The 23,238-nt window shown below is 39.7% G+C and carries 23 protein-coding genes; 4 read left to right on the top strand and 19 right to left on the bottom strand.

The annotated features are described in order from the left end of the window. Window positions 1-22: 22 nt before the first annotated feature. The 7 genes from ACFX5U_RS08835 to ACFX5U_RS08805 form a co-directional block, all read right to left on the bottom strand. The gene (locus ACFX5U_RS08835) at window positions 23-274 is read right to left on the bottom strand and encodes a family 43 glycosylhydrolase (protein WP_400263156.1); all 252 of its coding nucleotides are present in this window, start codon (window positions 272-274) and stop codon (window positions 23-25) included. After that, on the bottom strand, window positions 246-1,946 hold the full coding sequence (locus ACFX5U_RS08830; RefSeq protein ID WP_400263155.1) for a family 43 glycosylhydrolase: 1,701 nt from the start codon (window positions 1,944-1,946) through the stop codon (window positions 246-248). Before ACFX5U_RS08830 ends, ACFX5U_RS08835 begins: the two co-directional genes overlap by 29 nt. 76 nt (window positions 1,947-2,022) lie before the next feature. After that, window positions 2,023-2,352, bottom strand: coding sequence for a DUF3823 domain-containing protein (locus ACFX5U_RS08825; RefSeq protein ID WP_400263154.1), 330 nt, complete (start codon window positions 2,350-2,352; stop codon window positions 2,023-2,025). A 136-nt stretch (window positions 2,353-2,488) separates the two neighbouring features. Next, window positions 2,489-2,674: a hypothetical protein gene (locus ACFX5U_RS08820; protein WP_400263153.1), complete on the bottom strand. Its 186-nt coding sequence runs from the start codon at window positions 2,672-2,674 to the stop codon at window positions 2,489-2,491. A 19-nt stretch (window positions 2,675-2,693) separates the two neighbouring features. Further along, window positions 2,694-3,566 carry a glycoside hydrolase family 43 protein gene (locus tag ACFX5U_RS08815; RefSeq protein ID WP_400263152.1) on the bottom strand — a complete coding sequence of 291 codons (873 nt, stop codon included), beginning with the start codon at window positions 3,564-3,566 and terminating at the stop codon, window positions 2,694-2,696. An 8-nt stretch (window positions 3,567-3,574) separates the two neighbouring features. Then, entirely contained in the window at window positions 3,575-6,154 is a 2,580-nt protein-coding gene (locus ACFX5U_RS08810; protein ID WP_400263151.1) for an alpha-L-arabinofuranosidase C-terminal domain-containing protein, read from the bottom strand. Window positions 6,155-6,171: 17 nt separating this feature from the next. After that, window positions 6,172-8,133 (bottom strand): alpha-L-arabinofuranosidase C-terminal domain-containing protein, encoded by a 1,962-nt coding sequence (locus ACFX5U_RS08805; protein ID WP_400263150.1) that lies wholly within the window; start codon window positions 8,131-8,133, stop codon window positions 6,172-6,174. A 599-nt stretch (window positions 8,134-8,732) separates the two neighbouring features. On the opposite strand from ACFX5U_RS08805, the gene ACFX5U_RS08800 reads away from it, so the two are divergent. Then, window positions 8,733-11,120: a beta-L-arabinofuranosidase domain-containing protein gene (locus ACFX5U_RS08800; RefSeq protein ID WP_400263149.1), complete on the top strand. Its 2,388-nt coding sequence runs from the start codon at window positions 8,733-8,735 to the stop codon at window positions 11,118-11,120. A gap of 457 nt (window positions 11,121-11,577) precedes the next feature. On the opposite strand, the gene ACFX5U_RS08795 is transcribed toward ACFX5U_RS08800, so the two are convergent. The 4 genes from ACFX5U_RS08795 to ACFX5U_RS08780 all read right to left on the bottom strand — a co-directional run bounded on the left by ACFX5U_RS08795 (window position 11,578) and on the right by ACFX5U_RS08780 (window position 15,234). Continuing rightward, window positions 11,578-12,588: an NADP-dependent oxidoreductase gene (locus ACFX5U_RS08795; protein ID WP_400263148.1), complete on the bottom strand. Its 1,011-nt coding sequence runs from the start codon at window positions 12,586-12,588 to the stop codon at window positions 11,578-11,580. A gap of 3 nt (window positions 12,589-12,591) precedes the next feature. After that, window positions 12,592-13,359 (bottom strand): SDR family oxidoreductase, encoded by a 768-nt coding sequence (locus ACFX5U_RS08790; RefSeq protein ID WP_400263147.1) that lies wholly within the window; start codon window positions 13,357-13,359, stop codon window positions 12,592-12,594. Window positions 13,360-13,424: 65 nt separating this feature from the next. Further along, window positions 13,425-14,126: an SDR family NAD(P)-dependent oxidoreductase gene (locus ACFX5U_RS08785; RefSeq protein WP_400263146.1), complete on the bottom strand. Its 702-nt coding sequence runs from the start codon at window positions 14,124-14,126 to the stop codon at window positions 13,425-13,427. 10 nt (window positions 14,127-14,136) lie between these two features. Then, window positions 14,137-15,234, bottom strand: coding sequence for an alkene reductase (locus ACFX5U_RS08780; protein ID WP_400263145.1), 1,098 nt, complete (start codon window positions 15,232-15,234; stop codon window positions 14,137-14,139). 102 nt (window positions 15,235-15,336) lie between these two features. On the opposite strand from ACFX5U_RS08780, the gene ACFX5U_RS08775 reads away from it, so the two are divergent. Then, on the top strand, window positions 15,337-15,750 hold the full coding sequence (locus tag ACFX5U_RS08775) for a winged helix-turn-helix transcriptional regulator (protein ID WP_400263144.1): 414 nt from the start codon (window positions 15,337-15,339) through the stop codon (window positions 15,748-15,750). A 580-nt stretch (window positions 15,751-16,330) separates the two neighbouring features. Here ACFX5U_RS08775 and ACFX5U_RS08770 read toward each other — a convergent pair. Beyond that, a complete protein-coding gene (locus ACFX5U_RS08770; protein ID WP_400263143.1) occupies window positions 16,331-16,732 on the bottom strand; it encodes a hypothetical protein in 402 nt (133 codons plus the stop codon). A gap of 87 nt (window positions 16,733-16,819) precedes the next feature. Between ACFX5U_RS08770 and ACFX5U_RS08765 the strand changes: the two genes are divergently transcribed. Continuing rightward, entirely contained in the window at window positions 16,820-17,389 is a 570-nt protein-coding gene (locus ACFX5U_RS08765) for a hypothetical protein (RefSeq protein WP_038697914.1), read from the top strand. Between the two features lie 47 nt (window positions 17,390-17,436). Beyond that, window positions 17,437-18,342: a nucleotidyl transferase AbiEii/AbiGii toxin family protein gene (locus ACFX5U_RS08760; protein WP_400263142.1), complete on the top strand. Its 906-nt coding sequence runs from the start codon at window positions 17,437-17,439 to the stop codon at window positions 18,340-18,342. Between the two features lie 218 nt (window positions 18,343-18,560). Here ACFX5U_RS08760 and ACFX5U_RS08755 read toward each other — a convergent pair whose 3' ends face one another. From ACFX5U_RS08755 to ACFX5U_RS08725, 7 genes are all read right to left on the bottom strand, one after another. Continuing rightward, window positions 18,561-18,887: a hypothetical protein gene (locus tag ACFX5U_RS08755; protein WP_400263141.1), complete on the bottom strand. Its 327-nt coding sequence runs from the start codon at window positions 18,885-18,887 to the stop codon at window positions 18,561-18,563. A 524-nt stretch (window positions 18,888-19,411) separates the two neighbouring features. Further along, complete coding sequence (locus tag ACFX5U_RS08750) at window positions 19,412-19,870, bottom strand: DUF5675 family protein (RefSeq protein ID WP_400263140.1); 459 nt, start codon at window positions 19,868-19,870, stop codon at window positions 19,412-19,414. Between the two features lie 11 nt (window positions 19,871-19,881). Beyond that, entirely contained in the window at window positions 19,882-20,433 is a 552-nt protein-coding gene (locus ACFX5U_RS08745) for a DUF6266 family protein (protein ID WP_400263139.1), read from the bottom strand. An 85-nt stretch (window positions 20,434-20,518) separates the two neighbouring features. Continuing rightward, the gene (locus ACFX5U_RS08740) at window positions 20,519-21,163 is read right to left on the bottom strand and encodes a DUF6266 family protein (RefSeq protein WP_400263138.1); all 645 of its coding nucleotides are present in this window, start codon (window positions 21,161-21,163) and stop codon (window positions 20,519-20,521) included. 100 nt (window positions 21,164-21,263) lie between these two features. Further along, the gene (locus ACFX5U_RS08735) at window positions 21,264-21,515 is read right to left on the bottom strand and encodes a hypothetical protein (protein WP_400263137.1); all 252 of its coding nucleotides are present in this window, start codon (window positions 21,513-21,515) and stop codon (window positions 21,264-21,266) included. Between the two features lie 104 nt (window positions 21,516-21,619). Beyond that, window positions 21,620-21,991, bottom strand: a complete 372-nt coding sequence (locus ACFX5U_RS08730; protein ID WP_400263136.1) for a hypothetical protein — start codon at window positions 21,989-21,991, stop codon at window positions 21,620-21,622. A gap of 99 nt (window positions 21,992-22,090) precedes the next feature. Then, the gene (locus tag ACFX5U_RS08725; RefSeq protein WP_400263135.1) at window positions 22,091-23,185 is read right to left on the bottom strand and encodes a hypothetical protein; all 1,095 of its coding nucleotides are present in this window, start codon (window positions 23,183-23,185) and stop codon (window positions 22,091-22,093) included. Window positions 23,186-23,238: the final 53 nt, after the last annotated feature.

Raw genomic sequence — 23,238 nt, 5'->3', positions numbered from 1 at the left:
ATTATAAAGAAAGCAAATCCTACTAATGTGTAGGAATTACTTTTTTAATGGTTCCATCCGTGTTGAATTCCAACTTATCCATACATACCTCCCGGTTATAACCTGCTGCATCACCCATATGTATGCCATCAGGATAATTAAATCGGTGATAGACGATATACCATTCATCGGTACCTGGTATTTGCAATACAGAATTGTGTCCCGTACCATAAATTCCTTTTGCAGGATCTTTTTCAAGAACAATGTTATTCTCCGGGATATGGATCTCTCCCATTGGTGATGATGACGTACCATAACGTACCCGATAGTTTCTCACTTCGGGTATCATCCTCAGACCAGAAGAAATAATAAGTTCCATTTCGGTAAATAACATATATACCCTCACGAAATGTACCATCAATCTTTAATGTTTTCATGGTATTTTGTTTAATTGATACCATATCCTTGTTCAATTCTGCAACAGCTAGATAACCATTTCCCCAATACAAATAACTTTTGCCAGATTTCGGATCATTAAAAACTGCTGGATCAATTTCCTGTCCGCCTTTAATACCATCAGGTTTAAAATCGATCAAGGGTTTTCCTGAATCCTTAAATGGACCTGTAGGCTCATCAGCAACAGCAACGCCTATCTTTTGCGCGGCAGTGAAATAATAGTAATATTTATAATCTCTCTTGACCTTTTTTTCCGTTATGGTTGGAGCCCAGGCGTTGCGGGTTCCCCAAGGCACGTCTTTTTTCAAATCCAGAATAACACCTTCATCTTTCCACTCTTTCAAATCATCGGAAGAAAATGTCTTAAAATAGTAACCTCCCCAGCCATCAAATCCATCACTCGTTGGATAGATATAATACTTCTTTGTTTTATTGGAATACAGAACATCTGGATCTGCATAGAACCCATCCAATATCGGATTTTTTCGATTTGGAACTGTGATATCCTTTGGTGTACCCCAACGATCTGTCACTGTTTTAAATTCACTTCTTGACAATGGAATAATAGAACCGTGTCGCGGATGAAAATCCATGCTAACATCATGATCAATCACCTTGAAACGATCCAAATCCTCCGATTCGCAGAACTGATACTTACCTTTCCCATACACATCATACATTAAAATGTATCGATCAGATTGATTAAGTTTAAACACACTCGATCCTTCAACAGCGTCAGTAGTCTGTTGTTTATAACCGGGCTGCTCAATCCATTTTCCAGAAGTAAGAGAATCCGTCAAAGCCAACCTAAGACCATTACCATGTCCTTCAGTTTTGTAAAACATATAGAAAAGCCCATTCTTATTGATAATATCACCATCGATACAAGATTTACCATTTTTAGGAACAAACAGTACTTTAGGTTCTGATTCAAAATCAGTGAAGTCGCTATTAGCATAAGCATAGTAAATGATATCAGCACCATCGCCATGCTTCATTGACCAGTAAACCATATATTTATTAACAGCGGGGTCATATATGGTTTGTGGAGCCCAAACGCGCTTCAAACTTTCATGACCTTTAAATCGATCTTGAATATTAATTACACGATGTTCCCAATGAATAAGATCATCCGATTTTAACAATATCAAAGCACGATTAGAATCCCAACCTTTTGATGAGGTCATATCGGTCAACACCATATAGAAAGACTGACCGTTCTCCCCTCTCAAAATATGTGGATCGCGTACTCCACCCGTCGTACTGATAAGCTTTGAGTCCAAGACAGGTTGATTGTTGTTCAATGCGCGATAGGTATAACCATCGGTACTAACAGCAAAACAAACAGACTCATCTGCTACTGCATTGCCTTTAAAATACGCAAATAGGTAACCGACAAAGTCCTTTTCGGCAGGACCGGATTTATATTCCTGACCGATTGCCTGACCGATCATGTTAACGGCAAAAAAAGTAATTAAGATTCTGGCTAGCTGCCATTTTCTTGTCTTCATGTAAGGTTTATGTTATAAGGTTAATAGAATAATATTGAGCATGCTTTTCACGAATTTACAAATAGTACCCCATAAATTACTTTAAGATTATCTTTTGTACAGAAGTGTAAGTATACTCTTCCGATGAGGAAGCCTTCACACCCACACGCGCAAAAATATAATCCTGGTCTTTCAATCCAGTAGACAACTGTGCGGTAACACGTGTTTCCGTTCCAAGCACGATGTTGTTAAGATCAATTTTAATTTCCTGATCGAAAACGACATGATCGGTCAACATAGATTTCCGCAAGAAAACCTTTACTTGATCCAGATTGGAAGACTCAACGGTTTTTTTGATGGTAAGGTGAAAAACTATATTGGTTATAATTGTATAACAAATATAAAAAAATAAATGTAAAACAAACATTTATTTTTTTATACTCATTAAAGACGCTATCCGAACAAAAATCATCAACGCAATAGCCTGTACAATAAGGATATACAAACCAAATAAGTTTAAAATCTTGTTGAATTTTCAAAAATAAAACAAAAAATTATACGCTTTAAAACCCAGCAGGAGTTCCAAATTTATCAGTCAGTTTTTGCAACTCTTCACTGGTTATGGGCATGACCGAACCATGTCTGGGAGTAAACTGACCGTGCAATGGTGTATTTTGAACAAAAGTAAAATGCGTTAGATCTGAACTTTTACAAAACTGATAATAACCCTCCGTATAACAGTCATACATTAATATGTACTCATCCGAATCAATCAGCTTGAACACACTGGAAACCCTCAACAGGTTTATGCTGATCCGGATTGAGGTGACGGTATTCTGCGCGATAGGGTCCGGTCACATTTTTACTTGTTGCTCGCATCACCCCACTCCTCGTCTGTAAACCATTATTGATAGTAGATAATCCTTCATCCTTAAAAAATAACACGTACTCCTGTTTTATTTTATCATACACAATATCACCATCAATAGCGGCTGTTCCGAAGTCAAATAACAATTCCGGTGTACTGATATCCGTGAAATCGGAATTTGCATACGAGTAATAGATTTTAAAATAAGGCTGTTTTTTATCTCCTACGGCATACTCCCAGTCATGTCTACCTATAGAATAATAGATCATGTATTGTTGTTTGTCATTGTCCCAAATGGTTTGCGGCGCCCAGGCCGCATGTAAATTATCCTGACCAAATCCCTCCAAATCAGGAAATCGCGTTGGGAAATCAATCGCCTTATGCTCCCAATGGATTAGATCGGTACTTTTCATCAAGATAATACCATCATTGCTTTGCCAGCCCTCGCTTGAGCGCATATCCGTCAGCACCATATAGAAAGTTTTTCCATCTTCAGAACGCATGATGTGGGGATCGCGAATACCCTTTTTTAAAGCAATGCTATCAGATGCAATAACCGGTTTCCCCTCATTCAAGGGCTGATAATTTAAACCATCTTTGCTTATCGCATAACGAACCTGTTCGCCGTCTGGACTATTGTCAGAAAAATAAGCAAACAGATAAGCTACTGGGCCAGGCTTTGAAGCTATACTTTGTTGTCCAAACGCTGTGATTCCAACCAATATCGCCACCAATATCAATGGCCATCGGATTATAATGTGTATCTTTTTCATATTCCTCCTTATTTTTGAGCAGGTATGCGAAAAACGGTGAACGAATAAGGAGACAATTTGCAATTTTCCATTTGAAGTGTTACTGCAACAGGTTTAGCTGTTCGATCTGCCGGTGCACCTGATATAACAGTTGCATGTACTTCTTGCCCTGTAATACCAATTGTCGAAAGATCAAGTTCAAGGTCAATTTCAACTGGCAACAAATTCACCAGTTTCACGATAATATCGCCCGATTTAGCGTCCCGGACGATTGACTTTCCAACTCGTTTACGAACCGCTTCATCTTGATTAGACAACTGTAAATCACTGAATAGATAGGTATGCCCAGCATGTTGTCCAAATGCTTGTTGAATATAATAACCCACAGTAGGTTTCACCGTTGTATTATCGAAATAGATCAGATCTGGAGACCACTGCGTATTACCTTCTTTTGCTAATAAAGGTGCATAAGAAGTCATCGTAACGATATCGGCATTTCGCTCTACGTTACACAAGTGCAGGGCCTCGGCCAATGCTGTTTCAATTGTACTGGCACGATCAGAAAGATGCGCAGCATACTCTCCAAGATATACCTTAGCCTTCTTGCGGTCATAACGGTCGTAAAAGTCCTGATTATGGATAAACCATCCTGGAGGATTGTAGTAATGCTCATCAATTAAAGGAACCTCCAATTTTGTTGCCAACTCCCACCCTTCCACATAATCCGATCCTTCGTAAAAAGGCCCCGCTGTACCAATAACCTCAACATCAGGATATTTCTCTTTTACAGCTTGATAGATCATAGTAAAGCGTTCTTTAAATATATCAGTAATCAAATCTTCATTACCAATACCTATATATTTCAAGTTAAAAGGAGCAACATGTCCCGCTTCAGCACGTTTCTTACCCCAAAAAGTTTTACTATCTCCATTGGCATATTCTATTAAATCCAAAATATCTTGAATATAATCGCCCATATCTTCCATAGGAATACCACACTGCTGCCCACCAAGTTCGTGACCATGATGTCCCGAATTTTGGCATGGTACACCTGCCGCCACAACAGGTACAGGCTCTGCACCTAAATCTTCACAAAATTGGAAATATTCAAAATATCCTAAACCAAATGACTGATGATATCCCCAAAGATTACGCTGTGGCTTTCGTTGCTCCAATGGACCGATCGTATTTTTCCAATGATAGATATTATCTATACCATCACCATGAGCTACACAACCACCTGGAAAACGAACAAAACGAGGCTTCATATCAGCAATAGTCGTAGCAAGATCTGCTCTCAGTCCGTTATCTCTATTCCGGAAAGTATTTTTAGGAAATAACGAGACCATGTCCATATCGATTACGCCATCGGTTGAGTAAGCAATCACCAATCGAGCATCTGGAACGGTTGCGTTTCCGATCATTTCCAATTTATACTGTTCCCATTTTTTAGCTATTTTTTTTGTTTTCGTTTCACCAATAGTATTCCCCTTTCCATCTACTAGCCGAATTATCAATTGCCCAAATTGCCCAGATTTTGTTCGAGCATATACCGAAAACTTATAGTGCTCGCCTTTCTGGATAGAGATACCACCAAATCCTTCATTAACAATTCCAGCTCCATTTTTAGCATGCATGCTCACATAGTGGCGGTTATTTTTGTGAATCGGAGATAGCGTATCAATCGCAAGAATCGTTTCACTATTCGTGGTACTCCAGGCAGTCAGACTGTTCCATTCTTTTCGGTCCATAGAAGAGTATTCAAATCCCCTATTCTGGATCAATTCTGCATATAAACCGCCATCAGCTGCATAATTGATATCTTCAAAAAATGCTCCAATAAGCAGATCACTTATCTTACGTTCAGCAATATGTTCATCTAATTTTAGTTTTCCTTTCAGAGCAGGTAAATCAGCAAAGCGATACCCATCATCCGCCATTCGCTCACTGTTCAACTTTGCTTTATAAGCATCCAATTGCTGTTTTTTGAGCAGATTTTCAAGTGTTTGCCACGCAACTTTATGAACCGTCCCCGTATAGATTCCATCTACTAGACGTACCTCTACTTTATTGTTTTGCAAATCCGTCACTTTCTTAGCTGCAGAAAATGTTTTAAAATCCTTTGTTTCTACAGCATAATATCCTTGCACATTCCGATCCGTCTTCCAGACGACTTGGTAAGTACCAGTCGTTTTGTTGTAATCAATTACAGGACTGAGGCAATTGCCTCCTGCAGATACCAAAGGATAGGACTGGCTTTCCCATTGAATCAAATCGCGCGATGCACTGTGTGCAAAAGCACCATCTTCTTTATTCAAACTCCAGACACAATGCCAAGTTCCCGTTGGAGATAAAAACAAGAAAGGATCAATCATCTTTTTTTCCGATCCCCATCGACCATAATCGGACCGTAAGAAACTCGCTTCAGCGCCAATGTTATTCCATTTCTTCTTGTCCAGGCTCCATGCAAAATGCAAGCCATTATGGTGGTCATTCTTTCCCGAGCTATAGGCAAAAATATAAGCCGAATCTGGTTCATTAGCATACAACGATGTATGTCGTATCAGAAAGAAAAACAATAAACATATATAAATAAGCTGTTTTTTCATTAGCATAAAAATTAATATTATTGAACGCCCAGCTTGATGACCGTTAAGGAGTAAGGTGCAAACGTTTCTGCTATCTTTTTCCCTTTATAGTTAACTTGTTCCACTTTTGGCTGTATTTTCAATGGTTCTTCAAAACTTGTCGATATACTCAAATCTGCATTTGCCAATGTCGTTTTCACAGCAGCTTGTTTCAATTTTTTCTTCGAGTTGATATCAAAATTAACCTGTACCGGTTTACTATTATAATTCACAAATTTAATGATCAGTTCCTTCGTAGCACTGTCATAAACAGACGATGCGAATAAACTATCTTTACCTGCTACAGCATCTCCATTCCATTTAATAGGTATGATATCCGTACCCGTATTGGTGGAATACAATTTTTGCACTTGATAACTAGGTGTTCCATATGCATTTAAATTATCCACCCAGATCAAATCTGGAGTCCATTGCCAACCGTCGACATGACCAAACAAAGGCGCATAAGAGGCCATTTGTACCACATCGGCATTACGCTCTAGGCCCGTTAGAAAAGCGGCCTCCGACAACGCTGCCTCCCATGTACTACGGCCAGGACCATTAGGTCTGGTCGTGTGTGAAGCATATTCTCCAGCAAATATTTTTGGACCCTTACGGTCATAATCATCATAGCGGGAAGCGCTTGACAAAAACCACCCCGGTGGTCGGTAATAATGCTCATCAATGATATCGATGTTCATATCACGCAGCTGCTCATCCAAGTAGGCAAAACGTTCTCCATCGGGATCAGTCCCTGAACTTGCAATAATGGCAATCTCAGGATGTTTTTCATTTAAAATCTTTTTAAATGCAGCTAATCGTTCTACATACTGCGGTCCCCAATTTTCATTACCCACACCTAGCATTTCCATATTGAAAGGAGCCGGATGCCCCATATCAGCACGAAGTTTACCCCAGGTCGTCGTCACATCACCATTGGCAAATTCAATCAGATCCAAAGCATCCTGAATATACGTATCCAACTCATCCATCGGAACAAGTTCTGCCGTATTGAACTGGCAGGCCATCCCACAATTTAAGATGGGTACTGCCTTAGCACCAATATCTTCAGCCATTAAGAAATATTCATAAAATCCCAATCCAAAAGTTTGAAAATAATCCGGTGCCGGTCTGTGCTTAAATTCCGTATTCCAACGGTTGATGATCAGTTCACGTTCCTCGATCGGACCTACTGTTTTTTTCCATTGGAAACGACTCGCTAGATCCCTGCCTTCCACAATACAACCTCCTGGAAAACGAATGAATCCGGGTTTCATATCTGCCAATAGCTGGACCATATCCTTACGCAGGCCTTTAGGTCTATTTTTCCAAGTCTCCTTCGGGAAAAGAGAGATCATATCCACTTCCGCATCGCCCGCTCCTTCTATCCAGACATTCAACTTACCTTTAGCAACGGTCTCTGAGGCCGTAAACTTTGCCGAGCCACTTTGCCAATCACTTCCACTAGACAATGTTAATTCACTTGATCCAATCACGTTATCCTGTTCATTCAACAACTCGACACGAATGCGCATTCCAGCAGTAGCTTCTTTAAAAAGCAGCGAAAATTCATACTGCTCCCCTTTCTTGATTCCCATACCACGAAACCCTTCATTTTGCACACCCAGTTGTAGACCCTTTGGATTATGAATCTTCAATGAGCGCGGGTTTCCTTTTCGTTTACTGTTATTTACAATCAGAAAAGTACCCTCCGGTTCTTTGGTCAGTTTTTTCCATCCCATCCAAGGTTCGTTAAACTCGAAAGATCGGTTTTTAACCAATTCAGCATATATCCCACCATCGGCACCCATATTAATATCTTCAAAGAATACACCCCACATGTCTTGTGACATCATTCCAGCTGATTGGTCAAGGTCCACTTTAAAACTTACAGGGGTCTGTGCAAATAAAGGCGTAGATCCCGTAAGCATAGCTGCTAGTAATAGCTCGATTTTTTTCATTGTATATTATTTTATCATAAATTATTTTATCGTAAATCTATATTCCGATTTTGTGATATTAAGTCTGTTCTGGTTTCACCACCGTAGAAGCAAGTGTAGGATGAATTGGTACATCCAGATAATGCTGTGTTAATTTGAAGTCTGTTGACAACTGCAAGCCAATGCAGTTGTCAATAAGCTGACACCAATCATCAAGGCCAAGGTAAAAGCAAAAGCTAATCCCGCAACCTAATCCCGTAATCTAAGCCGATCACATAATCTTTATTCATTATTGATTGTTTTGGTTTATAATATTGGTTCATATTATATTACATATAAAAACACCTACATTAATCTAGCATAAGATTCGGTTTTTAAAGTAATTAATGTCAAATTAACATTTATTTTTTAAATAATGAAATTTTAACTTTTTTTTTTCGTTGATTTGTATTGAAAAATCATGTCCTTTTCAAGATACCAGCCTAGCGGGTACCTGAATGGCTAACCAGATGTGCTCACGCACATTACGTTTTTTTTGACCATCTAAATAAATGTCTGAACAACATTTCACATGTTGAACAAACAACTTGTTACATAGAAATACCTAAACCAGAATTGTTATGAAGCTAAAACGAATCTTTTCATATTTTACATGCGTAGTTATCTTTACGGGTACGTTATCGGCCCAGACAAAACCACAATTGACCTATTTTGAACTAAAAGATGTTCGCTTACTTCCAGGCCCCTTCAAACATGCCGAAGATCTTGATTTAAATTATCTGCTCACCTTAGATGCAGACCGTTTGTTGGCTCCATTTCTTCGTGAGGCGGGTTTACCACAAAAAAAAGAATCTTATACCAACTGGGAAAATACAGGTTTAGATGGCCATATCGGCGGACACTACCTCTCCGCTCTAGCCCATATGTACGCTTCAACAGGTGATGTACAGATCAAACAAAGATTAGATTATATGTTGTCTAATCTAAAAAATTGCCAAGATGCCAATGGCAATGGATACATCGGTGGTGTTCCCGGAGGAAAAACCATCTGGGAGGAAATCAAAAAGGGTAATATCCAAGCTAGCGGATTCACGCTGAATGGGAAATGGGTACCTTTGTATAATATACATAAAACTTATGCTGGCTTACGAGATGCCTATCTCCTAACAGGCAATCAGGAAGCTAAGGATATGCTCATCAAGATGACGGATTGGGCTATTACTCTGGTACAACAATTGTCTGAAACACAAATTCAGGATATGTTGCGAAGTGAACATGGCGGACTCAACGAAACTTTTGCAGATGTTGCTAGCATCACACAAAACCCAACTTATCTGGCACTTGCACGCCAGTTCAGTCATCATGAGGTTTTAGACCCTTTAATCAAACACCAAGATAAACTTACTGGACAACATGCCAACACGCAGATTCCAAAAGTGCTGGGATTTAAAAGAATTGCAGATCTGGCACAAGAAGAAACCTGGGCAGATGCTGTCCGTTATTTCTGGGAAAGTGTCGTAACGCAACGTTCTATCTCTTTTGGCGGCAATAGCGTCAGTGAACATTTTAACCCGACCAATGATTTCTCAAAGATGATACACAGTATTGAAGGGCCCGAAACCTGCAATACTTATAACATGCTCCGTCTAACAAAAATGCTCCATCAAACCGATCCACAAGGCCGATATCTGGATTATTACGAACGCAGTTTATATAACCATATCCTGTCCAGTCAGCATCCTGAAAATGGTGGATTTGTCTATTTTACACAAATCCGTCCAGGCCATTACCGCGTCTATTCACAACCCCATACCAGTATGTGGTGCTGTGTCGGATCGGGTATCGAGAATCACGCTAAATATGGAGAAATGATCTATGCGCACAAGAAGGCTGAGCTTTTTGTCAACCTATTTATTCCTTCTCGATTAAACTGGCAAGAACAAGGAGTCGAAATCATTCAGGAAAATAATTTCCCAGAGCAAGCAAGTACCACCTTACACATTCATCCGAAAAAGCAAGCGGCAACTTTTACTTTGCATATCCGCAGACCCGCTTGGCTAACGGAAACGCCAACGGTCAGGATCAATGGAAAAGTCCAAAAGACTAATTCAGAAAAAACAGACTTTATCTCCATCAAGCGGACATGGAAAAAAGCAGATCGCGTCGACATCGAACTCCCTATGGGTATCCATACCGAACAGCTGCCCGATCACAGTAACTATTATAGCCTGCTTTATGGTCCTATAGTATTAGGAGCTCGTACAGCAACTGAAACATTACCCGATTTACTTGCCGACGATAGCCGTATGGGGCATGTCGCAAAAGGCGCACAAGTACCATTACGTGATTTACCTATACTAACCAGTGAAGCGTCAGCTATTCCTAGTTTAATCAAGCCTATTGAAGCAAAACCGCTACATTTTTCATTATCGGGACTACGCTTAGGTAAGGAAACCATAAGCATGGAACTAGAACCATTTTATAAAATCCACGACAGCCGATACATCATCTATTGGCCACAAGCAACAGAAAAACAGTTGCAAGGTATACAGGAAAAAATGGAGTTAGATGAACAAGAAAGCTTACGTTTAAATGCCCTTACAATTGACAAAATAGTCTGTGGTGAGCAACAACCAGAATCCGACCATTTTATTCAACAAGAGCATAGTCATGCTGGGGTATTTGACGATACTCGCTGGCGAGAAGCCGATGGCTGGTTTAGTTATACTTTAAAAAAACAAAGTAACACCAATGCAGACATTTATATCAAATACTTAGACGAAGAAAGTCCACGTTCCACAGAAATCTTGATCAACGGTGTTGTCATTGGTAAATTAAAATCACAACCGACCGATAAAGGAGTTAAAAACAATTTGATACACTTGAAACAAACCTTATTAACTCAAGAGAAGTTAACGATTACAATAAGAGGAGCTGATCAAATCAAAAGTCATAAAATTCTCGAAATTCGTATACTCAAACAACAGTTGGACAACACAATAAACTAAAGGTAGCAGAAAATTAAAAAATTACCCTACCAACTCTTCCAATAGCTCATCATGGGTCAGACTTGTTCTTTTGGTATCATGGCTTAGGCCTAATCCGTGTATAGCTTTACAGTTTTCTAGAAAAACTTAAAACTATACGCGAATTACTTTACTCCTTCACTGCGTCACTATTTGTTACTGCGTCACTATGTTACTCCATCACTATTTGTTACTCCTTCACTTGTCACTCCTTCACTTCGTTACTTCTTCACTCCTTCACTTGTCATTCCTTTACTCCTTCACTATGTCACTACATTACAGCCGAAGGCTTATCCAAAAGGCCTAGCATTCCGATTGCGTTATTGAACCGACAAAGAGGCGTATAAAATGAATTTCAGCCTGAGTGAAACAATTTTAAATTCATTTAGCCTATATAAGCAGTGTCATCTTAGACTTATGTCACTGCATCTATCGTGGGTCAATCTTTTAAATTTTTGGTTATGACAACCTTGCCCTTTGCACGACCACTTTCTACATAGGTTAATGCCTCGTTTGTTTTTTCGAATGGGAAAATTTGATCTATAACTGCTTTTATCAGATTAGCTTCAATCAATTTGGTTATTTCGGCTAATTGTTGACCATTTGCACGCATAAATAGAAAAGTGTAGTCAATTTTCAGCTTGTTGGCCTTTCTTTCTATGCGCCTACTCAATAAACTTACTATTAGTTTCATATACCAGGCTAAACCCAAATCTTGAGCAAAATCTACAGTAGGAGGACCCGAAATTGAAATAATTTTCCCTCCCGATTTTAAAATACCGAAGCATTTCTCCAATGTTTTAGTATCCTGACTATGCAATACAACATCATAGTCACTTAATATATCTTCAAATTTTTCATTTTTATAATCGATCAAAAGATCTGCACCAAGGGCCTGTAATAAATCAAAACTATTTTTACTCGCAGTGGTCGCCACAGTTGCACCCAAATATTTAGCCAATTGGATAGCAATCGTTCCTACTCCACCCGAACCGGCCTGAATAAATACTTTTTGACCTTTTTTGATCTGCGCGATTTCAACAAGAGCCTGCCAGGCGGTCAAACCTACTAGCGGTATGGAAGCGGCCTCTTCCATCGTCATATTCGTGGGTTTTAAAGCAATATCATTTTCATCTATGGCAACATATTCCGCAAAACCACCAATACTAAAATCGGGAAGCCTAGCATAGATTTCATCGCCGACTTGAAAGTTTTTTACTTTTGAACCAACCTGAACGATAACACCTGCCACATCGTGACCTAGGATAAGAGGCATCTTATAGGGTAATAACAATTTGAAATCGCCATGCTTTAACTTAGCATCCAATTGATTGACACTGGCCGCATTGATTTCAACCAATACTTCGTGGTCTTTAATCTTTGGTGCTGGAACCTCGACAAGCGCTAACTTATCCGTTTTACTATATCGGTTAATGTGAAATGCTTTCATTGATTAGGGTATTAATAATGGATTTATTTTCTTCGGGTTAACAAGTTTAAAAGTTAGTTTCGGAAAAATACGATTTAAAATATAAACCAGTTTGGAAGTGCCTACTCGAATATGATATCGGTCCTTCTCCAGTCCTACAATTAAAGCTTTTACCAGTTCTTCGGGGCTTAATTTAGGATCACTTCTTTCTACAGTCATTGGTGTAGAAACAAGCGGTGGTACGAGCTCGAATACTTTCACATGGCTTTTTAAAATACCAAGATGTGCGCGTAAAGCTGTTGTATAAAATGCTAGCGCAGTCTTAGATGAAGAATAAGTTGCCTCAAGCAAAGAGGGAACATAACTGAGTAGCGAGGTCGTATTGATAATGGCAGTTCCAGGTTTTGATTTCAACATATCAAGAAACAGATTATTCAAACGAATGACGCCTAAATAATTGATATTCATCTCATAGGTTGCACCTTGCAGATGTTTTACATCTGAAATCCCGAGATTAGAAGGTTCGACCCCAACTCCGGCATTATTATATAAAATATCTATTCCACCGAGTTTTTCGATTTCCTTAAAGAGTAACTGTGCTTCATCCTCAGAAGCGACATCACTTTTAATGGGAATGACACCGGGGTACAATGCTTTTGCTGCGTCCAATTTAGCTTGATTTCGTCCTGTAATAATGACATGAACACCTTTTTCTAAAAATTGTTTTGCAGCCTCCAGTCCTATTCCTGATGCTCCCCCTGTTATTAGTATTGTTTTTCCTCTTAATTCCATAATTGATATAAATTGCTTAAAGCGGTCCTTCATTTGCTAACAAAATGAAGAACCATATATAGTGACTACTTAGTTTGCTGGAAAAACAATTTCGAATCTCCTACAGGTACATCAAATTGATTTTTATCCAAAGCTAAAAACAATTCATCGGCAACCTCTGATGCAGGTATACCATTCGCCCCACCTATTTCTGCAGAGAAATCCGTATTGACCAAAGGTGGATATACTTCATAAACCTGCAGGTTGTCTTGGTCCTCATAGGTCTGTCTTAAGGCAACAGTATAACCATGCAGGGCGGCTTTGGATGCACCATAAGTGGGTAACATCTTGTTACTTCCGAAAACAGCAATGGATGAAATATTAATAACAGCAGCGCCATCCTGCAGCAGCAGATGTGGAAGCAGCAATTCGGTAAAATGGATAATACTAAAATAATTGATATTCATTTCAATTGCTGCTTTTTCATGCGCTCCAATGGTTTCGCTTAAGAGATAAGCAAAGGCGGTTCCAGCATTGTTAATGATTATATTTACATCCGGATGATTCGTTTTCAAATCGTTAGCAATACGTACTCTATCTTCTTCTACTGAAAGATCACCCTGAATGGCAACTGCCTGATCCAATTCTGTTAACGCTTTTTGAAGTCGTTCTGCATTTCTGCCATTGATAATGACTTTATTTCCTGCTGCATTTAATTTCTTAGCGATCGCTAACCCTATTCCTGCACTGCCTCCACTGATGAATATGGTATTTCCTGTTGTTTTCATATTTCTGTTATTAGTGTTGATCTATAGTTTTATAATCTGTATAACCTATTTCACCTGGGGTATAAAAGGTATTTTGATCGGCAACATTTAGTGTCGCTCCGGTTTTATAACGCTCGACTAAATCAGGGTTTGCAATAAAGGGTACACCAAATGAAACCAAGTCGGCATCGCCATCACTTAGAACTTTGTTTGCCGTGTCTTTATTAAAGCCACGGTTGATGATGATCGTACCTGTATAAAGCGGACGGAAATGTTTGGCAACTTCCTGAATGGCATGGGGGTTTGCTGAAACATCTGTAAAAGGTTCTATCAAGTGAATATATGCCAGATCGTAATCATTAAGTCGGTTGACGATATAGCTATACAGGGCAATAGTCTCATCATCGACCAAAATCCCCATTATACCGTTTAACGACGGGTTGAGACGTACCGCAACTTTATGGATATCGGCAACTGCTTTTATGGCATCCAAAATCTCAAAAAGAATGCGAGCTCTATTTTCGATAGAACCCCCATACTCATCTGTTCTCAGATTTGAATTTTTGCTAAAAAACTGCTGTAGTAAATAACCGTTGGCGCCATGAAGTTCAACACCGTCAAATCCGGCTTCAAAAGCATGGAGAGCACCTTGTTTAAAATCTTCAACGGTTCTTTTAATATCTGCAACCGTCATAGGCTGTGGCGCTTCAGTCAGTTTGAACCCAGTTGCCGTGAAAACCTGCTGCTCTGGATTCACATCCGAAGGTGCTAATGGTTTTTTACCATTATGCAGATCTGGGTGCGAGTATGCTCCAGTGTGCCAAAGCTGGGCAAATATGACTCCACCTTCTTCATGTACAGCCTTTGTTGTCAATTCCCAACCCGCAACCTGCCCTTTCGAATATATTGCAGGAACATGTATTACACCCACAGCTTCAGGACTTATGAATGTACCTTCTGTAATGATTAATCCGGCAGAAGCACGTTGCTTATAATACAGTGCCGTTAGCTCGGTTGCTTTATTTTCAGCGTTATCAGAACGGCTTCTAGTCATGGGAGCCATCACAATACGGTTCCGCAATTGTAATCCATTTTTATGGTAAGAATCAAAAATTACATTGTTTTCCATGGTATTAATAATTTATAATCGTAAATTCGCTTGCATTTTGCAAGTACAAATATAAATATCCACTTGCAAAATGCAAGCGTTTTTAAGAAAAAGTACATTATTATGAAAAATAGATCGCAATGCCCTATCAGCTGTTCACTAGATATTTTAGGAGATAAGTGGTCATTACTGCTCATCCGGGATTTGATGCTATCCAAACAATGCACCTATGGCGACTTTTTAAAATCTGAGGAAAAAATAGCAACGAATATCTTAGCTTCAAGATTATTGATGCTCGAAGAAAATGGTTTGATCAGTAAATTAGAACACCCAGAAAGCAAAGCAAAAGTGTTATACACGCTTACTAAAAAGGGAATAGATTTACTCCCGTTATTGGTTGAAATGCAATTATGGGCAGATAAATATTACACGATACCCGTAGAACAGAAAGAGATTATTAATGCTGTAAAAAAAGACAAAGAGGGTTTTATAAAGGAACAGAAGAAAATATTATTGGATTTTCAAAAAAATTCTTGATCGTTTAGCTGTTTGCAGAAGTCACTTCTTTACTAGTCACTCCATTGCCTTGTTACTTCGTCACTTGGTTACTTCATCACTTGTTACTCAGTCACTCCATTACCTTGTTACTCCTTCACTCGTCACTTGGTTACTCCGTCACTACCTTACAGCCGCAGGCTTATCCAAAAGGCCTAGCATTCCGATTGCGTTATTGAACCGACAAAGAGGCGTATAAAATGAATTTCTGTTCGAGTGAAACGAGTTTAAATTCATTTAGCCACTTTGAGGTGAAATAGCATAAAGGAATGCAGCCTTGACTTTTGTCAAACTTTGTGTCAAGACAAACGTTTGTCGCCCTGTGCCGGCGAAAGAGGCACAAAAAAACTACCATTACTTCCTCAACCTCCCCAGCAACCGACTCGTCACTATGTCACTCCTTCACTTCGTCACTCCTTCACTTCGTCACTCTTTTACAGCCGAAGGCATACTACTATGGTACACAACCATCCCTGCGCAAATACTTATTCTAAAAAAGAATTGATATCAACAAAAAAAGGTGACCAAAGGCACCTTTTTTTAATATTAACTCAGTAAAACTTTATTTCAATTTTTCGACTTGCTCCGGTGTAAGAGATAAAATATCACAAATCATCGCTACATCAAAACCACTATTCAACATTTTAGTAGCTGATTCGAACTTTTCCAGTTCAGCTTTCTCCCTTTCAACCTCAGCTTTCGCTTTTTCTACTTCAGCTTTCTCCCTTTCAGCCTCAGCAAGAGCTTCCAATTTCTTGATGCGTACCGCCGTTAATCCACGTTCTTGCTCCTGTCCCTCTCGCTTAGCCTTATCCAATAAATATTCACGTGTACCCATTGTTGTGCTCCTTCCTAATTTTGTATCGATTTCTTGTTCAAATTTAATAAAATATTCAAATATATTCAATGCCTTATCAGGTAAAATTATCGGCACCATCAAGATCACTTCCAAAGCAATACTCATATTTTAAAATCACAAAACAACTAGACTATTAAATAGTTATATACTATATTTGCATGAAATTTGAATTTTATTTCATACATTTGAATCATGTATAAGTTAGATGATTTACGAAAAAAACTGCGCAAAGGAAAAGTCTACCGTCGCGAAGATTTGGCTCACTGGTCCAAATCAGTAGATCGTCATTTAGTGGAACTACTCGAAGAAGGTAAATTAAAAAAACTTGCACAAGGTCTTTATTATGTTCCCAATCAATCTGCATTTGGATCAACTCCTCCAGACGAGGACGAGGTTATAAAAAAATATCTTAAAGGGGATGATTATTTACTTACCTCACCCAACTATTACAATACCTTAGGTCTTGGAACCACACAGCTGTACAATAGAAAACGTGTTTACAATCATAAAAAACATGAGGACGTTCAATTGGGTAATAAGATCTATGAATTTAGAAGAAAGTCTAAATTTCCTAAAAAACTATCACAAGAATATCTTGTCGTCGACTTGCTCAATAATCTTAAGAACATGGCAGAAGATCAGGGAATGATACTCCATAACCTTAAAAACAACATAGCGAATTGGGACAAACTTGATCTAAAAAAACAAGTACAAAGATACGGAAGCATAAATACACGAAAAATATTCGAGCAGATCATGTAATGCCAACAAATTATCTACACCACCACAAGGACTTTAAAAGCCTGATATTGATTGTCTCAGAACAAAAAGGAATTGACCCTATTTTGATAGAGAAAGATTATTGGATCATGCATTGTCTATTTGCGCTAAAACAGGCAGGATATGTATTTGAACTCAAAGGAGGTACTTCTCTTTCTAAAGCTTTTAAAATTATTGACCGATTTTCAGAAGATATTGATATTCATATCCATCCTCCCGTTGACTTAGAAATAAATGAAAATCCCAAGAACTACAAGCCTTCCAACAGTAAAAAGCGATTAAACTTTTATAATAACCTCGCTAAGGATATAAAAATTGATGGTATAATAGATATAATAAGAGATACTTCTTTTGATGATTTACAATATTATAGAAGTGGTGGTATTCGATTGATATACTCATCCCTTTTTAAAGCAGCACCAGGTATTAAAGAAGGAGTTTTATTAGAGGTAGGATTTGACAATATCAATCCTAATAAACCAATTGATATTACGTCGTGGATATATGACACAGCAAAAAAAACACAAGTGAAATTCATCGATAACAATGCGGTAGCTATTCCTTGTTATGATATGCGCTATACATTTGTAGAAAAACTACAAACAATAGCGACCAAATTCAGAGTGATGCAACAGACAAATACCATGCAAGTCAACTTTATGCGTCAATACTATGATGTCTACAAATTATTACAACAAACCGAGATACAAAACTTTATAGGGTCAAATGAATATTACACCCATAAAGAACGTCGATTTCCTGCTATTGATTTTGCAATACCAATGAATGAAAATCAGGCCTTTCTAATTCACGACAAACAAATAGAGGAACAATTAGACAAACTGTATATCAATAGTAATGCACTCTATTATAATGGACAACCCGACTTCAAAATAATGGTGGAGCATATTAAGTCCTACTTAGATTTATTATAACTTACAACATAATATCCAATACGTTGAAAATAAATAGGCTTATCCAATCGCAGATAAGCCTATACATTTACATACGTCTCCACCTCCCCAGCAACCTACTCGTCACATAACTCACGACTGTGCCGACGACAGCCATCAAAGCCGTTTGCAGGAGATCGCCAACAGAAAACGAAACCCAGATCGAGCATAGCGTACCACCCAGAGTTCCGATACGGATATCATTCAGTTTCATCAATAGCCTCCTTTCCTGTAGTAAACTTTTTATTTAAGTCAATAACATTATCTATTTCATTACTAAACACATTACCATCCGTAAAATCTTCCACATCAGCACCCGATAGACCATCTTCCCTAGCCCGCAATTGATCTGCCTCATCAGGAGGCTCATCATGATCCTTTTCATCTTTATCCTCTAGCACCGTCTCTACCACCCCCAATCCCAGGGCAATATATTTCAGGATATTCAACGCCTTCCCAGGCAACTTGATCGGCGCCATCAAGACCACTTGCAGCACCCGATTTATTTTTATTAGTATCTTTTTCATTTTGTTTAAAAGTTAAAAGGTTATGAGGTTATAAGGTTATAAGGTTAAGAGGTTAGTTACTCCTTCACTTGTCACTGGGTTACTTCTTCACTTTGTCACTTGGTTACTCCGTCACTACCTTACAGCCGCAGGCTTATCCAAAAGGCCTAGCATTCCGACTGCGTATTTGAACCGAAGAAGAGGCGTATAAAATGAATTTCTGTTCGAGTGAAACGAGTTTAAATTCATTTAGCCAATTTGAGGTGAAATAGCATAAAGGAATGCAGCCTTGACTTTTGATTACTTTTTGTTAAGAAAAAGTAATTCGCCCTGTGCCGGCGACAGAGGCACAAAAAACTGCCGTTACTACCTTACAGCCGAAGGCTTATCCAAAAGGCCTAGCATTCCGACTGCGTTATTGAAGCGACAAAGAGGCGTATAAAATGAATTTCTGTCTGAGTGAAACGAGTTTAAATTCATTTAGCCACTTTGAGGTGAAATAGCATCAAGGAATGCAGCCTTGACTTTTTTGTTAACTTTTTGTGTCAAGACAAAAAGTTAAAGCCCGTCGCGGCTTCAGCGACAACTTCCCTTACAACCATCACCTCCACCAACAGCGCATACAAGCGCTTGTACGCCGTAACCGACTGCTCGATGCGATAATCCCCATGTTCGAATACATATCGCGTACCGACCAGTAAACAGCCCGCCGTTTGACGGTGCGTATTACCGATGTGGATATAGACATGACTAAAGTTCGGGACTCCTTGTATTTCGATCATGCCACGGTGCAGTTTCGGGAAGCGGTCGTAGTAGTTACCGTTCATCCCTCCATCCCGATTGAATCCCAAGCGATAAGTACCAATAGGAATGCAGGTGCTACCAGGAATCTTCTTTTCGCGCGGGATGTCCTCCAGACCATAGCAGATAAATTGGTTGTTCAGATAGATTTCAGACAGGGTACTGTTGTTCCCCTGTTCGATACGCATTATTTTCAACAACATAACATCAGCCCTTAAAACAACCCTAAGTATACACTACTCGAATAACTGACCCCATCCCGATCATGGACAACCAGATAGAGGTGGACAGGGCGACCATGCAGACCCGAAGGCAATTCCATGGTCAACCGACCATCCTGACGGATCACCCCTAGCTCATTGATGGCAGCCGACGCACCTGCGATATCATAGGCACAAAAGATCAGCACATCATCCCAGCTGGCCCCAAGATCAGGATTATGCAGCTTGTCCCAACTCAGCATAACCGCAGCACCCTCACGTATTACCTTTCGCATCGTAACGGTAGGCAGGAGTCCATCGCTCAGCTTGGCTTTTGCAGGATTGACCAGGATATTCGGGTAATCGCCTTCCACGGCATTCAGCAACAAGTGCGACATCGCACGTCCCAAGGGCGTTTTCCCCTTTCGGTGACTGGAAAAACCTTTATGGATCAGCAGGTTCAACGGAGCTAAGAACAACCTCGCCATCCGGAACCGAGTCCTCGAGATCAGCAGCAGATTGCTCCCTTCCCTAGGCATATCGATACTTTTAGTTATCAATTTCATCGTATTACTTACTTAAGTCAAAAGAAAAGATCGAAAAAGAGCTGGGCAGGCTCAATGATCCTACCCAGCATCTCTTCAACGACACTTACACCAGATCCAATTCTCCCAGATAAGAACTACGGGAGACCTTAGTCCCCTTTCTGTTCGCAAAGAAGACCCAGACATGTCCCTTACCACCCAATAGATGGTCGGGAATGGTGATATCCACCGTACCCTCTGCACGCAGCGGAGGTACCGGCGCCGTCATAAACTCATCAACCGTAGGCTGGTAAAGCAGGATGATCACCTGGTCATCCGCCTTAGAGTTGTACAAGGTGCTGAGCGCAAAATCCCAATCAACCGTCAGCACACCCGAATTGACCGAGGCTGACGTGGCACCACCCCCGATAAACGAACCCGAACTGATCAGGATCTTACTATAATCCAGTTCAAAACTCGGATAGGTACCGATCACTGCCTGCGCGATATTCAGCTGCAGTGCCGCATTGGTAGGCGTCATCCGATCGGCATTCACCTGGCCAAAACCCAGACGCAAGATCGGCGCTATCGGCATGAGGAATTTTGATATCGCATAAAAGCGAGCCTGTTGGATACGTTGCTCCTCCGTAGAAGGCTTAGTACGCTTTTTAGATAGCCCTTTGATGTAGTCGATACCCTTCCAGCTGGATCCTATTACCGATCCCGCTTTACCCGAAAATCGCCCATTTGCTCCATTTCTAATTGTTCCCATTTTTATTATTTTTAAAATATTTAACCATACATAAAGACTTGATGTATACCGGCATATCTTGCTTTACGGAAACAAACATAGCATATGAACATAGGGCTTGTCAAGAGGCTGAGTAGAGCTGTCCGGTATCTGTCCGATATCCCATAACAAATTGTCCGATAACTGTCCAATAACTTTCGGCCGACAGGTAATTTTGAGTATGAATAATAGACCTCGCAGGACCTATCACAGAAAAATCGAGAACTTCATAAGGGTCAAATAGCGAACAAATAGATACCAGATAGGTACCAGCTTCGGCCCCTACCCATCTCCCGCACATCGCTGGCACATCCCCCCAACAACCCTTCCCCAAGAAAACGGTATTAAAAGGTAATTAGAAAGTGATTTTAGGGTAGTAAAAACTCCGAAGCAGGTACGAATACAGTACGAAGCAGATACCCTTAAGGTATCTGGAAATTACGGCATATGTCTAGGCGTTTTCTGATGGTATCGGATGTACAGGTTCAGTACATCCTGCTTACGGAAGTATCTTTGTTTGTTTTCCAGGTAGGCTACGGTTATCCAGCCTTCCTTTATTTTCCGGTAGAGCGTCCTGTCACTGATGGCGACATAATCACAACAATCTTTGCTGGACATCCAGCCCAACAACGCGTCCTTCTCTCCTTCCAGGAGCCGAACGATATGGTCCAGTTTTTCATCCATAAGTAAAGTGCTGTCCCCCTTGAGGGCAGCCAGCACAAAATTCACCGAAGTGCATGTTCCGCTCGTGTGGGACACAAACGTTCTGTTCCATACCAGCTCAGGTGGTACGGTCATGATAGTTTTCATAAGATTGGGTAGTCTAACGACCTACCGTCGAAATCAAATCGTCAGCCCTTATTTCAAGCAGACGATCTCAGTCAGTCTAAGTTTATAATTGCAGGTTCATTATTTCATAGGTATAAAGGTATCCCATCCTTTATGCTCCAAGCTGTTTCTACTATCCAAAAAAACTTTCACATGCTTGCCGTTCACATGATTCCCAGGCTTCAACTTCAATAAGATATCAGCCTTTTTTAAATTTGTCAACATCTTTTCCATCACTTCTGGCTGAAATTGCATCGCATCATTATCCTTGACTATAGGATACTTCACCAGCATCATATTGACATAATAATTGCCCGAAATCTTGACCATCCACTGCATCAAGCCCAATCTTTTGAGTATGGTAAATATCATATTGCACTGTATGACCGTTCCATCTACCAATATCAAATACTTAGTCCGTCCAGTACTATAGATCATGGCGATATCAAATAAGCGGAATCGCCCCTGTGCATCGCGTATTGGACCAATGCCAGCGATGCAGTATAAAACCGGAAAGAGCTCGTAGAAATCAATGTGTTCATCCAGCACATGAGCAGGTACCACTAATTTTTCTTTTACAATTTCCACTTCTTTCACAATCTCCACTTCTTTGATGACGGCTACTTCTTTGATGACCTCCACTCTTTTCACGACTTCTATGGTCAAGGGTTTCGCATAATTGAACAGTCTAAAAGGGCAAGAATTTATTGCTTTTAACATTAAAAAAGAAAATAGAAATAAGATAGCAGCGATATACGGCAAATAATGATAGAGATAGGCAAAGAACATGGTCATGCCAGCAGGACGAAAATAGCTGATCACAAAAATCACGAATGCATAGATGACGATGCAGGGCAAGATAGCCATCAGATAGTAGTAACAGCGATCTTTCAACGCAACTATCTTCAGCTTCATTTCGGCCCCTGTCGCATCAACCGAGACAAGCTTATCAAGAGCTATTTTTCTAAAACAATATGCTGTATAAGCAATCCAAAAAGCAAATAGCAGCAGCGCGACCGCTAGTGCTATTGTCAATATCCAATAATGGACCAACCCCATTCGGGCAATTGAAAAACCATCGTGCGTCCTGAGATTGAAAAGCATCGAAATGAGGAACACAACAATAATAAAAAACAAAACTCTTTTTAACCGTTCAATAACTGGTTTAATTAACATGAAAACATAGATTTTGGTCAATCCCTCGTATATATTCTCAATTATAATAATTA

The organism is Sphingobacterium sp. SG20118 (assembly GCF_044740685.1).
Taxonomy (GTDB): Bacteria; Bacteroidota; Bacteroidia; order Sphingobacteriales; family Sphingobacteriaceae; genus Sphingobacterium.
This window is presented reverse-complemented; position numbering and strand designations above follow the sequence as displayed.